Raw genomic sequence first — 13,766 nt, 5'->3', positions numbered from 1 at the left:
CTTCAACCCCTGCCCCCAGCCCCCTGCCCTAAACCCCTCGCACCAAGCCTCAGGGTCAGACGTACCGTCAGACCTTTGCCGACAGTACCCCCTGCCCCTTGCCCCACGCCCCATTCATGAGTCGAAATAAACCGTGCGTGTAAATCCCCTTTGCGCAACCGGCAGAACCTGACTAGTTTAGCCGCTGTCCGCTGTCGTACGGCGCTTGTCCGCAAACGGACACTTTTTGCCGCATACTTCAGGACAACTACCTGTCTATCAAACCAATAATTACTTGGCATGATCATAGATATGCCATGTATACGCATTTCTACTTATACGGCTCAATACGCAAATTCGCTTCGACTGATGAAAACGCTACTTACGCTCCTGTTCCTTACGGCTGGCTTCGGTGCCCTGGCACAGCGGTCATCCTACAGCAAAGAAGTGACGACCGACGGTCGGGAGCTTCGGATTCGCGTTGACATTGAACAGCCCAATCGGGTCGTACGCTTCAGCCGTTCGTTTGACGTATCGGCCATGAGCGCCAGCGCCGTACGTGACCTCGAACGCAGCGTACTCGATTCACTCGATCAGGCCAATGATGGGCGTTATGCCGGCGTGTTCAACGAGCGGAAGCGGGAACCCAGAAGCAGCAAGGCAAAAAAGCAGGACTGCTCTGAGCAGGTTGCCTACGCGGCTCAGGTCGACGCCGAAGACCAGGTAGCTTCTACCAATCCGGAGGTAGCGCTGCTCGAAGCGAAATCAACCAAAACCCTTTCGCCGAACGACGTACCGCCCTCATCGGTACTATTCCGCGAAGACAAGGAAAACGGTCGGCTGTGGATGCAGTACACGTTCCGGAAAGACGGCGATGAACTGGTTTTCGAACGCACCGTCAACGTAATCGGTAAATCCGAGCGCGAAAAGCAGGCCATCATCAAGGAAACCGAGCGCAGCTTAGGCATTAAGTCGGTTAACCAGTAAAAATCCTCGATCAGGCACACTGAACCTGTTGGAAAGACGGATGGCGGAAGCCGTTTTCTTTCCCGGCTATTCCTTTGCCCTTAACCTCCTGTCTCATGTTCCGGAATTACCTCAAAGTGGCGTTGCGCAACTTCGCCAGGCATAAGGTATATGCCTTCATCAACCTGGGTGGCCTGACGGTGGCCGTAACCTGCTGTCTGTTGCTGGGCCTGTACGTGCGGCATGAGTGGAGCTTCGACCGGTTTCATACCAAAGCCGACCGGCTGCACCGCGCCTGGACGCAGGAACTGTATAAAGGCGAAGCGTTTGTCAACGTATCTACTCCCTATATCCTCGGCCCAACGCTGAAAGCAACCTTTCCGGAAGTGGAAGCCATGAGCCGGGTGCAGGTCAATAGCGTCAACGTTCGCAAAGGGACGGAGGTGTTCAGCGAACGGGTTCACCTGGCCGATCCGGATTTTTTCAGGATGTTCGACTTTCCGTTGGTCAATGCCCAGGAGACCAACCCCATCCAGGAGTTATTTTCGGTAGTGCTGTCGGAAGAGATGGCTCAGAAATACTTCGGAGCGGAAAATCCAATCGGCAAAACCCTGACCATGCAGCTGGACAGCACCATGCAGGCCTTCACGGTCAAAGCCGTTGCCCGGAACGTACCGACCAACTCCAGCATCCGGTTTGGGATACTGGTCCCGATGGCGCACGTTAAAAACCTGGTATCGGATCGCGCCCTGAAGAGCTGGTTCAACGTTACCCCCGAAACCTACGTGCTGCTGCGCGAATCGGCCAGCGCCGACAAACTGGCGACCAAATACCCGTCGCTGCTTCGCTCGGTACTTGGCGATGAGTACAAGGGTAACAACTATATCATCAACCTGCAGCCCATCACCGACATTCACCTGAACCGGGACCTGAACGGTGGGTATGAACCCGTGAGCGATCCGGCCTATTCATACATCCTGTCGGGCATTGCGCTGTTTCTGCTCGTTATTGCCTGCATTAATTTCATGACCCTGTCGCTGGGCCGTTCGGTCAGCCGGGCGCAGGAAGTGGGCGTTCGCAAAGCAATGGGTGCGCTGCGAAGCCAGTTGATGAACCAGTTCTGGAGCGAAGCCCTGCTGATGACCGTTCTGGCCGTGGTGCTGGGGTTAGCCCTGTCGATCGTGCTGACACCCCTGTTTGGGCAGTTGGCCAACCAGACGCTGCGCTTCCGCTTCGACGGCACAACGGCCCTGCTCCTGCTGGGGTTGGTGGTTGTGGTCGGTCTGGTTGCGGGCAGCTATCCGGCGCTGGTGCTTTCCGGCTTCCGGCCGGTCGACGTGCTCAAAGGCAAGCTGCTGCTGAAAGCGGATGTGAGTTTCTTCCGCCGGGCGCTGGTCGTTGTGCAGTTCAGCCTGTCGGTGATGCTGATTGCCGGTACGTTTGTGCTGAACCAGCAATTGAACTTCCTGCAAAACAAGTCGCTGGGCTACCAGAAAGAACAGACCGTAATTATTCCGGCGGGCGTAAGCGGCCCCGAGGGACGGGCTCTTGTGGAGCGGTTTCGCAACGTAGTTTCCAGCCAGAAAGACGTACTGAGCGTAACATCGTCGGCCTTCCCGTTTGCCAGTGGCAGCTGGGGCGAACTGGGCTTCACCGACGATCAGAAGGTGTACCGCGAAACAAATTTCAACCTGGTCGATCCCTATTTCCTGCCCACCTATGGAATCAGGCTGGTAGCCGGGCGCAACTTCGACGTTAAAAACAGCGCCGACAACTTCGGGGCGGTCATCGTCAACGAGGCCTTCGTGAAAAAATTCGGCTGGAAAGACCCGATGAACGCGCGGTTGTCGAGCCGGTTCCCGGCCCATCGGGTTATCGGGGTCGTCGAGGACTTTCACTACGTATCGCTGCACGAAAAAGTAGAGCCGCTTGTGTTGATGATGCGCTCGGATTCGCTGTTCAAAGGCATTGAAAACCTGATGTACCAATCGTCGCCATCGCCGGATCTGTCGGTTCGGCTATCGGCCGGCAACGTATCCGATAAGGTAGCGATGCTGGAGCGGGCCTGGAAAACCGTAGCGGCCAATGCACCCTTCAGCTTTACGTTCCTCGACGCGGATTTGCAGCGGCAGTACGAGTCAGAACAGCGCCTGGGCCGGATTGTCACCATGGCGTCGGCGCTGTCGATCCTGATTGCCTGCCTGGGTCTGTTTGGTCTCGCAACACTGGCCGTTTCCCGCCGTACCAAAGAGATTGGCGTCCGGAAGGTGCTGGGCGCATCGGTCCCAAGTATTGTGGTTCTGCTGGCCCGGGATTTCCTGAAGCTGGTCCTGGTATCGATCCTGATCGCGTCGCCCCTGGCGTGGTACGGTATGCACCAGTGGCTGCAGGATTTCGCCTACAAGATTGACATCGAGTGGTGGGTGTTTGCCCTGGCCGGTACGCTGGCCCTGCTGATTGCGTTCCTGACGGTCAGCTTCCAGAGCATGAAAGCGGCCCTGATGAACCCCGTAAAGAGTTTACGAACTGAATAGCCAGGGGCATGGAGCGCAGGGCATACGGTAACCATTCCCGTGCCCCACGCCTTAGCCCCAAGCTCCCTACAACTATGTTAAAGAGCTATTTCACAACCGCCTTCCGCGCCCTGAAGCGCAACTGGAACTACACCGTCATCAACGTCGTCGGGCTGACGTTCGGCCTGGCGTGCTGCCTGCTGTTGTTCATGGCTATCCGCTATGAATTAAGTTACGACCGACACAATGCCAACGCCGACCGGACGTATCGGTTGGTGGGTCATTATACCAATGGCACAACCGACGGTTTCAACGTTGGTATTCAGCTACCCGCCCTGGCTGCGCTTCGGAACGACTTTCCGGAGCTGAAGCAGCACATAACCTTAACCCATGAGATTTCGGATGTGGTCATACGAACGGGCAACTCAGCCACGGGCAAGTTTAAAGAAGGCCGGGGGTTGGTTTCGTTTGTCGAGCCCGAGTACTTCTCCATTTTTGATTATGGCTGGAAACAGGGCAATGCGCAAACAGCCCTCAAAAACCCGAATACGGTCGTCTTGTCGGAGCGAATGGCACGGAAATATTTTGGCAACACGGATCCAATGGGAAAGACGATCCGGGTAGAAAATCGCCTGGATTTTACGGTAACCGGCGTTGTTGACAACCCACCCGCCACAACGAGTGTCCCCTTTGAAGTGCTGCTTTCCTTTGCCTCTTTGAAACAATACGGAGCTTATACCGGCTGGGACGACTGGCAGTCGACCTACAGCGGTGCGCAGGTTTATCTGACCTTACCCTCGTCCTCGGTTGACCAGGAGCTGGCGGCCCGGCAGATGGGCGCTAAACTGGTTGCCTTCGGGAAAAAGTACCTGCGCCCCGACGATGCAGCAAATTTCAAGTTTGAACTTCAGCCGCTGACCGAGATTCACTACGACAAGGAAACCGGCAACTATGCCAACCGGACGGTCAGCCGGCAGACTATCTGGGCCATGGCTCTGATCGGCTTGTTTATTCTGATTACCGCCTGTGTCAATTTCATCAATCTGGCCACAGCACTGGCCATCCGCCGATCAAAGGAGGTGGGTGTCCGGAAGGTAATGGGCAGTTCGCGGGGGCAGCTGATCCGCCAGTTTCTGGGAGAAACGGGTTTGCTGACCACCATAGCCGTTGTTCTGGCATTAGTAGTAGCTTATCTCGCGTTACCCAGTGTTGCCAAACTACTGGACATTCAAGTTGATGCCCTGACGCTCGTAGACCCGGCCGTCATTGGCTTCCTGATCGTACTGGCCGTGTTTACGACCGTTCTGGCCGGCTTTTATCCGTCGTTGGTGCTGTCGGGCTATCAGCCCGTGCTGGCCTTGAAAGGGCGATCCGCATCCGGCAAACTGGGTGGGTCGGGCAATAAGCAGCTAACCCTGCGCCGAAGCCTGATCATAGTGCAGTTTGCGATCTCGCAGATGCTGATCATCGGTACCATCATTGCCTACAGCCAGATGCAGCATTTCCGGTCGGCCGATCTGGGCTATCGCAAGGATGCCGTCCTGACCGTGCCGATCCCCGAACGAAAACCCGGTCAGCTCGAAAATCTACGGGCCAGGCTCGCGAGCTTACCCCATGTAGAATCGCTCAGCTACGGCATATCAATCCCTTCTGCCAATGGCAACTGGTCAACCAGCATCCGCTTTGAAAACGCAGACAAGGAAGCTGATTTCAGCGTGGTTATGCGCCCGGCCGATACCTCCTACTTTCGCACCTATGGGTTGCAATTGATAGCGGGACGTATGTACCTGCCGGCCGATACCATGCGGGAGTTTGTGGTGAACGAGTCACTCGCCAGGAAACTGGGCTTCAGCGACCCGAAACAGATTATCGGCAAAACAATTACGTTGGGTGGCACTCAGGAAAAGAAACCCATTGTGGGCGTGGTCAAAGATTTCAGTACGTATTCGCTGCACCGGAAAACGGCGCCTTCTCTCCTGACGTCGTTCCGTGATACGTATAACACGCTGGGTATCCAATTCGACGCCCGGCAAGGTGGGACCGAAGCGATCAGCCGCCTGGTTCGTACCGTCGAGCAGTCTTGGGAGGCCACTTTCCCGGATTTTGTGTTCAAATACGAGTTTCTGGACGAATCCATTGATAATTTCTACAGGAACGAAGAACGTCTGTTCTCGGTGTTCCGGCTGCTGGCGGGCATTGCGATCTTTATCGGCTGCCTGGGGCTATACGGGGTTGTGGCCTTCATGGTCGAGTCGCGGACAAAAGAAGTAGGTATCCGCAAAGCCCTGGGTGCCTCGACCGCGCATATTTTCAGCATCTTCTCAGTTGACTTCCTGAAGCTGGTACTTATTGCGTTGGTAGTAGCCTCACCGGTGGCCTGGTACGTCATGAGCGGCTGGCTCAAAGACTTCGAATACAAGATCAGCATCGAGTGGTGGATGTTCGCCCTGGCGGGCCTGCTGGCCGTAGTGGTTGCGCTGATTACGGTCAGTTTCCAGAGCATCCGGGCTGCCATGCTGAACCCGGTAAAAAGTTTGAGAGCTGAATAAGTCTGATTGTATTAACATTCAGTCAATCAGGCAATAACAATGTCCGCAACTGTACGAGTCCCGTCCGTTTGCGGACATTGTTCATATATCCCCATCAGCAAACTACTGATTACTAGACATTTATTTTTGTGGTATGCCATTTGGTGTTATTTATATGACCTAACTAGCCCTCAACAATCATGCTGTACAATCATCTTAAGATCGCCTGGCGGAATCTGATCCGCAACAAGACCTTTTCGATGATTAACATCCTGGGGTTGGCCTTAGGTATGACATCCAGCTTGCTGATTCTGCTTTGGATTCAGGATGAACTCAGCATTGGAACGGAGTTCTCCAGCGCACCGTATTTGTACCGGGTCATGGAGCATGAAATTGCTGATGGTCGCATTGTCACAGATGAAGATACCCCAGGGATATTAGCTGACGAACTTAAACGACAGTTTCCAGAGGTTGTTTACGCAGCCGGGTTTTCGGGGCCGGAGCAACACGTTTTGGCTGTCGGCGATAAGGTATCCAGACAAACCGGACACTTCGTTGGAGCTGACTGGTTCAGGATGTATGGTATTCCGCTCCTAACCGGATCACCTGAAACGGCCCTCAAGGCACCAAACAACCTAGCGATTTCGAAGCAGTTAGCCGAAACGTATTTTGGTGATGCACAGACGGCTCTGGGTAAATCCATACGGCTTGATAACTGGATTGATTATCAGGTAACGGCTGTTTTCGAAAACCTTCCTGCTCACTCCCCAGATCAATACGACTTCTTACTCAACTGGGATACGTACCTAAAGCGGGAGCCCTGGTTGAACGATTGGAGCAATGCCGGTCCCGGAACTCGCTTACAGCTACGTCCTGATGCTGATGTTGCCAAAATTGACGCCAAACTCAGGACGTTCCTGAAAGGCCGCAATAAAGACATCAGCGCTCATTTCAACATTCAGCTGTTTTTACAACCAGAGACAGAAGCGTATCTGTATTCCAATTTCAAAAACGGACACCGGGACGGTGGACGCATTGAATACGTACGGCTATTCAGCATTGTAGCAGTCTTTCTGTTGCTGATTGCCAGTATTAACTTCATGAATTTAGCCACGGCACGGTCGGTGAAGCGGGCGCGGGAAGTTGGCGTCCGGAAAGTGGTAGGGGCTGCCCATTCGTCGCTGATTCGGCAATTTATGGGCGAAGCATTCCTAATGACTACGCTGGCACTCGGACTAGCGATATTGCTGGCTGGCTTATCATTACCATTATTCAATCAGCTAACCGACAAGCAACTTACACTGCCAGTAAGCCAGCCTACGTTCTGGGCAATAGTCTTCGGGTTACTAGTCGTCACTGGTGGACTAGCGGGTAGTTATCCGGCCATTTTTCTATCCTCGCTTCAGCCGGTACAAGTGCTCAAGGGACACGGTCCTTCGTTACGGTTTGGTGCAGGGGCGCAGTTGTTACGGCGTGGATTGGTCGTCTTTCAGTTTGTCTTATCAATGCTGATGATTGTAGGGACGGTGGTCGTTTACCGACAACTTCAATATATTCAGACGAAATCACTTGGCTACGACCGAGAAAACCTGATCCGGATTCAGGGCGAAGGAGAAATAGCCCAAAAATACCAGACCTTCAAACAGGAACTGCTGCGTATGCCGGGTATTGAATCGGTTTCTCACATGCAGACCAGTCCGTTGTACAACGGAAACACAACCGATGGTGTTGACTGGGCAGGCAAAGACCCGAATGTCGCTATTCAGTTCAATAATACCTGGGTGGGTTATGATTTTGCGAAAACGATGCGGGTCAAGATTGTCCAGGGTCGCGACTTCTCCGCTGCCTTTGGTACGGATTCGACCAATTACCTCATCAATCAATCGGCTGCGAAACGATTAGGTTACCAGGACCCCGTTGGCCAACCGCTTTCATTTGGGAAACGACCCGGCAAGATTGTCGGCGTAATTGAAGACTTTCATTTCAACTCGTTACACGTACCGATCCGACCGCTGGTTATTCGCCTGGCCGAAAACTGGAACTATGATAACATTCTGATTCGCCCGCAGCCCGGACAGACCAAACAGGCATTAGCCAGCATCGAAGCCCTTTGTCGGCAACTGAATCCCAAGTTCCCCTTTTCGTATTCGTTCGTCGATGCTGAGTACGAGAAGCTTTATAAAAGCGAAACTATTATTGGAACTTTAGCCACGATTTTTGCCTGCCTGGCCATCCTCATCGCTTGTCTGGGACTGTTTGGTTTGGCCGCTTTCACGGCTGAACAACGGACCAAAGAAATTGGTGTGCGGAAAGTGCTGGGTGCATCAGTAGTCAACGTAGTAACGCTGCTTTCCAAAGACTTCCTCAAGTTAGTATTGATTGCCATTGTCGTTGCTTCACCGCTTGCCTGGTACGTTGCCAGGCAGTGGCTGCAAAATTTTGAATACCGGATTGATCTTTCCTGGTGGATGTTCGTACTGGCGGGTTTCATAGCAATTGTAATCGCCATTTTAACGATCAGTTTTCAAAGCATCAAAGCCGCGCTAATGAATCCGGTGAAGAGCTTAAGGACGGAATAATCTGAAGCAGGATTTATCCAATGTAAATGATGTACAGAATTTTCGCCTGTACAATCACAAATCATGGCAATCATTCAACTCTGACAATTTCTGCGGGGCTGAGTCAAAGACAATCTTTTATGAAACCCGTATTCATATCCTTATTCCTCCTGTTATCCTTCGCTACGTACGCGCAGAACAGCAAGTATGATGCCTCCAAAGAGCTACGTGGTAACGGCCGGATCGTTCGTGAGACGAAAACGCTCCAACCATTCGAAGTCATCGAGATTGAACAGTTTCCAGCCGATTTAACCATTGAGGCTGGAGCCACAACGTCGTCATTGACCATTAGCCTCGACGAAAATTTGCGCTCTTATTTACAGATTTCGAACGAAAACGGGAAGTTGAAGCTCGCTTTTAAAGATCCGGCGGGTAAGCCCTTCTGGATCAGCAAAGCCACCGTTAACGTTTCCATCAAAACGCCCAGGCTGAAGCAGTTGAAGAACGGCTGGTCGAATAGCGATATAAGGGTGACTGGTCTCGCAGGCGAGTCGTTTGACTTAGTCAATGAAGCCAATGCCGACATTACGCTACGTGGCAAGGTAAACACATTTGACCTGGTCAGCTCAGCGAATGGCACGATTGACGCCGATCAACTGGTTGTGAAGACGGCCAATGTAGTTACTCAGGCCAACGCCACCGTGCGGATCAACGCTCAGACGGTGAACGAAGTAAAATCTGGGCACGCTAACCTTGTAAACGTTTCCACCAGACCTAAATAAACCACCTATATGCTCCACAATTACCTCACCATCGCCTTCCGCAACCTGTGGAAGAATAAAGTCTTTACCGGTATCAACGTAGCCGGGTTGGCACTGGGTATTGCGGCCTTTGTGCTGATTCTGGAGTACGTCGGCTTTGAACGCAGCACGAACCAGTTCCACGCAAATCTGCCGACGTTGTACCGGTTGCTGTTTCAAACGAAGGAAGGCAACACCTACGAGATTGTATCACCGGCCATCGCTACGGTTGCCAGGCAGCAATTCGGCGAGATTTCCGACTTCTGCCGGGTTTCGGCAAATAGTCCGGTTCAAGGGATCGTCTCGTATCAGGATACCCGAAGCAACGCGCCCCTACGTTCCTTTCGCGAGAGTGATATTGCCATGGTCGACAGCAGTTTCTTCGACTTCTTTTCGTTTTCGGTAGTGGCCGGTTCGGGCGCTTCACTGCGGGAACCCAATACCGTGGCGATCTCTGAATCAACTGCCCGCAGGTACTTCGGCCGGCAGAAAGCCATTGGTAAACGCCTGACGCTGAACAATAACTTTGGTAAGACACCCTACACCGTCACGGCCGTGTACCAGGACATGCCCGCGAACTCCGACTTACAGCTCGACATGGTTTTTTCGTTGAAGACATTTGCTAACCCAGCCAACCTCAACGGCAACGGCTGGGCGGCCCTCGACAGGCTGGATGCGGGTACTTACGTACAAACGTTTTTCAAGATCGGGAATTCGGTTGACGTTGCAGCTCTGGAGCAAAAGATCAATGCCTTCAAGAAACAAGCCGACCCGAAGGACACCGATCTGATTCGGTTACAACCGGTCGCAACCATGCATCTGGGTGCATCATTGAGCGACCCGTCCATAACCTACGGCAACCTGAAATTCGTGTACCTGCTGACCGGAATCGCCATCCTGATCTTAGTGATTGCCTGGTTCAATTACGTCAACCTGTCGACGGCCGGATCGTTGAAGCGGGCTAAAGAAGTGGGCGTTCGCAAAGTGGTGGGCGCCAACAAAAGCCAGTTAATCGGGCAGTTTCTGGGCGAATCGCTGCTGCTCAATATACTCGGCTTTGGATTAGCACTATTCCTGGTAGCCTCATCGCAAAATGCCTTTAACGAGTTCGTTGATAAGCCCTTATCCCTGGCGGTTTTCAGTGAAACGAACCTGTGGCTGATTGGGATCGGGTTGCTGCTGGCTGGCTCCCTGGCATCGGGCGCTTACACGGCGTTCGCCCTGACATCGTACCAGCCAACGCAAGCCCTGAAAGGCCTGAGCGGTAAGATTGGCAAAGGCGCGTGGCTACGGCAGTCGCTGGTCGTGTTTCAATTCAGTATTTCGCTGGTCCTGATTATTGCCACGGTCGTGCTGTACCGGCAATTACAGTACGTGCAGCACAAAGACTTGGGCATGAATCTGGAACAACTCCTGGTCATTCAGGGCCCATCGATTGGTCCGGAAGACAAACTGTTTGATCAACAGAAAACGGCCTTCCGACAACAGGTAAGCCAATTGTCATACATCAACGAGTATACCAGCGTCGGGGCTGTTCCGGGCAATAATTATAACTTCACGGCCAATGGCATTGCACGGCCAAATCCGCGCCCCGGCGACGACAAAAAAGGCTACGCCATGATGATCGTTGATGATCGCTACCTGTCTACGTTCGGCATAAAACTGGCCGCAGGCAGCAATTTTACCCCAACGATGTGCGAACTCGCCTGGGAAAAGAGCCTCAAAGTGATGCTAAACGAGACAGCGGCTAAGCAATTAGGCTTTACGTCGGCGCAGGAAGCCGTGGGTAAACTGATCAACTGGGGACAACCTTACGAAGTGGTTGGTGTGATGAAGGATTATCACCATCAATCGCTGCGACAAGCGATTGACCCCATGATCTTCCTGCCCCGCACCGAGAATGGCAACCTGACGGTTCGGTTAACAACGGATAAGATTCAGGCTAAAATAGCCGAGTTGGAGCGGCTTTATAAGAAAAGTTATCCGGGCAACCCCTTTGACTACTTCTTCGTCGATGAACGCTACGACAAGCAGTACGAAGCCGAAAAGCGGTATAGTTCCATTTTCACAACGGCCTCCTGCTTAGCCATCTTCATCGCTTGCTTGGGTCTGTTCGGTCTGGCCATGTTCACCGCTGAACAACGTACCAAAGAAATCGGTGTGCGTAAGGTCTTGGGCGCGTCGGTTGCCAGTATCGTTACGTTGCTGTCGAAAGACTTTCTCAAGCTGGTGTGCATCGCCATTGTGATTGCCACACCGATTGCTGCCTACGCCACGCACCAGTGGTTGCAGAACTTCGCCTACAAGATTGACCTGGAGTGGTGGATGTTCGCGCTGGCCGGAATACTGGCGGCTTCAGTAGCCATTTTAACGATCAGTTTCCAGAGCATCAAAGCCGCGCTGATGAATCCGGTGAAGAGTTTGCGGACGGAGTAACTATTCCTCAACTAGCTCGCTCAAATTGAGTTGTTCATTCGTCACAGGATCAGTAATACGCCTTCCGAAAAGTTGATTTGCTTACGCTGGGGTAATAAAATGAAAACCGTCTGTACAGTTGGCACTACCAACCAGACGGGTTTCACGCCGGTGGGAAAATGCTTTTTGTAAATGCGATCAGTCAGGCTGTTCAAGCTTTGTTCCGGCGAAAGGATTTCTATGGTAGTAATGGGTACGTCCTGAACAACAATCTCATCGGCAATTCGGCGTGATTACTACTCGTCACTTTTAGGTCCTCGTAATCGGTCATTGACTCAACAACAGCTTCCATAGTGCAACGAGTTTTTACAGTTCCACACAATATGACAAAACTTTAATCTGAACGCTCTGATTTTAGGGGCTTCAGGACTGTAGTAAAATCAATCTCACACCCTTCCTCAAAAATTTTTCAATTTTCGCTGTAACCTTCTCCAATTCTCTCAGTTTCCACGTCAAATTCCGAAACCCCACTCGTTACCAGGTTGAATTCACTAACGGACAACGCGCTGATGCTTCAGGTCAAGGCGGGCGATATGCAAAAGATGGGCTTGCTCTTTGAGCGCTACCATCGTGAGCTGTTCGGCTTCCTGTACCACATGAGCGGCAGCGCCGACGCTAGTGAAGACATGGTACAGACGGTGTTCTACCGGATGCTGAAATACCGGCACACATTCACCGGCGACGGTAGCTTCCGGTCCTGGATGTACCACCTTGCCCGCAACGTACTGGTCGATTCGGTGCAGAAAAACAAGCGGTCGGCGCACCACCACGATGTAGCCGAATATGCCGAACGAATCGGGGGCGGGGCAAGGGCCGACGAGTCCATGCAGCGGGAACAGGAACTGGCCACGTTGCAGGATGCACTGACCAAACTCAGCCCTGAACACCGCGAGGTACTGGTCCTCAGCCGGTATCAGGAATTGAAATACGAGGAGATTGCCCGGATTCTGAACACCACGGAAGGCGCCGTGAAAGTACGGGTGCACCGGGCGATGAACGAATTGAAAAAGCTTTACCTGAGACTTGAACACTAACAACCATACAATGAATTGCGAGGGCGCGAAAGACAGGTTGCTCGACTACCTGAACAATGAGCTACCGGCCGCTGACCGGGCCACGCTCGACGCGCACCTGGCCAACTGCCCCGACTGCCGGCACGAACTGGCGGAAACGAAGCAGGTTTGGCAACTGATGGCGACCGTTCCGACGCCGGAACCCCGCCCGGACATGCGTACGAATTTCTACGCGATGCTCGATACGTTCGCAGAAGCCGAGGCCGCCCGGCCAACCCGTTCGTGGACGAGCATACTGGACCAGATTAAGTCATTCTGGACACCGACCCTGGCCGCTCGGTTGGCGTATAGTCTGCTGTTGGTAAGCCTTGGCGTAGCGGCCGGTTACTGGCTCCAACAGAAACAGTCGCCGGACGTAGCGTACAGGCAGCAGATCGATACGTTGTCGTCGCAGGTGCAGGAAATGCGCCAGATGATGATGCTTTCGATGCTCGAAAACCCCTCGGCCACGGAGCGTTTACGGGCGGTGAGCTACACGAAAGATATCAGCGACGTAGATGGCCGCGTGATCGACGCTCTGCTGACGACGCTCAACAACGATCCGAACGTCAACGTACGGTTGGTAACGCTCGAAGCCCTGGCCGATCTGGGCCATGATTCGAGAGTACGCGAAGGCTTAATTCATGCGCTCCCCCAGCAGGATTCGCCGTTGGTGCAGGTCGCCCTCGCCGACGTAATGGTCAAACTGCAGGAGAAGCGCTCATTGAAACCACTCCGACAAATGCTCAGGCAGGAAGGCCTCAACGACCTGGTTAAGAGCAAAATCGAGCAGACCATTCGGGAATTATCATAATTCATCAAAGAGTGAAAGCGTGATTTTCCCTGAATTCAGAATGAATCAGCAGCCAATTCACTCTTTCACCGCCCGGCGGCC

General features: G+C 53.0%; 8 protein-coding genes. All 8 read left to right on the top strand.

Features of this window, described 5'->3' with window-relative positions:
• Window positions 1-348: 348 nt before the first annotated feature.
• Window positions 349-966, top strand: coding sequence for a hypothetical protein (locus DYU11_RS32705; protein WP_229366180.1), 618 nt, complete (start codon window positions 349-351; stop codon window positions 964-966).
• 95 nt (window positions 967-1,061) lie between these two features.
• The gene (locus DYU11_RS32700) at window positions 1,062-3,479 is read left to right on the top strand and encodes an ABC transporter permease (RefSeq protein WP_119671966.1); all 2,418 of its coding nucleotides are present in this window, start codon (window positions 1,062-1,064) and stop codon (window positions 3,477-3,479) included.
• A gap of 74 nt (window positions 3,480-3,553) precedes the next feature.
• Window positions 3,554-6,007 (top strand): ABC transporter permease, encoded by a 2,454-nt coding sequence (locus tag DYU11_RS32695; RefSeq protein ID WP_119671965.1) that lies wholly within the window; start codon window positions 3,554-3,556, stop codon window positions 6,005-6,007.
• Between the two features lie 179 nt (window positions 6,008-6,186).
• Window positions 6,187-8,565 carry an ABC transporter permease gene (locus tag DYU11_RS32690; protein ID WP_119671964.1) on the top strand — a complete coding sequence of 793 codons (2,379 nt, stop codon included), beginning with the start codon at window positions 6,187-6,189 and terminating at the stop codon, window positions 8,563-8,565.
• Between the two features lie 119 nt (window positions 8,566-8,684).
• Window positions 8,685-9,326, top strand: coding sequence for a GIN domain-containing protein (locus tag DYU11_RS32685; RefSeq protein WP_158600408.1), 642 nt, complete (start codon window positions 8,685-8,687; stop codon window positions 9,324-9,326).
• A 9-nt stretch (window positions 9,327-9,335) separates the two neighbouring features.
• Entirely contained in the window at window positions 9,336-11,780 is a 2,445-nt protein-coding gene (locus tag DYU11_RS32680; protein ID WP_119671962.1) for an ABC transporter permease, read from the top strand.
• 548 nt (window positions 11,781-12,328) lie between these two features.
• Window positions 12,329-12,853 (top strand): RNA polymerase sigma factor, encoded by a 525-nt coding sequence (locus tag DYU11_RS32675; protein WP_119671970.1) that lies wholly within the window; start codon window positions 12,329-12,331, stop codon window positions 12,851-12,853.
• Between the two features lie 10 nt (window positions 12,854-12,863).
• Window positions 12,864-13,685 carry a zf-HC2 domain-containing protein gene (locus tag DYU11_RS32670; RefSeq protein WP_119671961.1) on the top strand — a complete coding sequence of 274 codons (822 nt, stop codon included), beginning with the start codon at window positions 12,864-12,866 and terminating at the stop codon, window positions 13,683-13,685.
• The last annotated feature ends 81 nt before the right edge of the window (window positions 13,686-13,766 follow it).

The sequence above is a fragment of the Fibrisoma montanum genome (assembly GCF_003583365.1).
In the GTDB taxonomy this organism is placed as follows: Bacteria; Bacteroidota; Bacteroidia; order Cytophagales; family Spirosomataceae; genus Fibrisoma; species Fibrisoma montanum.
Note: the sequence above shows the minus strand (reverse complement) of the source record. Positions and strands in the feature narration are given on the sequence as shown.

Coding starts and splice junctions, on each gene's coding strand:
- DYU11_RS32705 (WP_229366180.1), top strand. CDS start 349: ATGAAAACGCTACTTACGCTCCTGTTCCTTACGGCTGGCTTCGGTGCC.
- DYU11_RS32700 (WP_119671966.1), top strand. CDS start 1,062: ATGTTCCGGAATTACCTCAAAGTGGCGTTGCGCAACTTCGCCAGGCAT.
- DYU11_RS32695 (WP_119671965.1), top strand. CDS start 3,554: ATGTTAAAGAGCTATTTCACAACCGCCTTCCGCGCCCTGAAGCGCAAC.
- DYU11_RS32690 (WP_119671964.1), top strand. CDS start 6,187: ATGCTGTACAATCATCTTAAGATCGCCTGGCGGAATCTGATCCGCAAC.
- DYU11_RS32685 (WP_158600408.1), top strand. CDS start 8,685: ATGAAACCCGTATTCATATCCTTATTCCTCCTGTTATCCTTCGCTACG.
- DYU11_RS32680 (WP_119671962.1), top strand. CDS start 9,336: ATGCTCCACAATTACCTCACCATCGCCTTCCGCAACCTGTGGAAGAAT.
- DYU11_RS32675 (WP_119671970.1), top strand. CDS start 12,329: ATGCTTCAGGTCAAGGCGGGCGATATGCAAAAGATGGGCTTGCTCTTT.
- DYU11_RS32670 (WP_119671961.1), top strand. CDS start 12,864: ATGAATTGCGAGGGCGCGAAAGACAGGTTGCTCGACTACCTGAACAAT.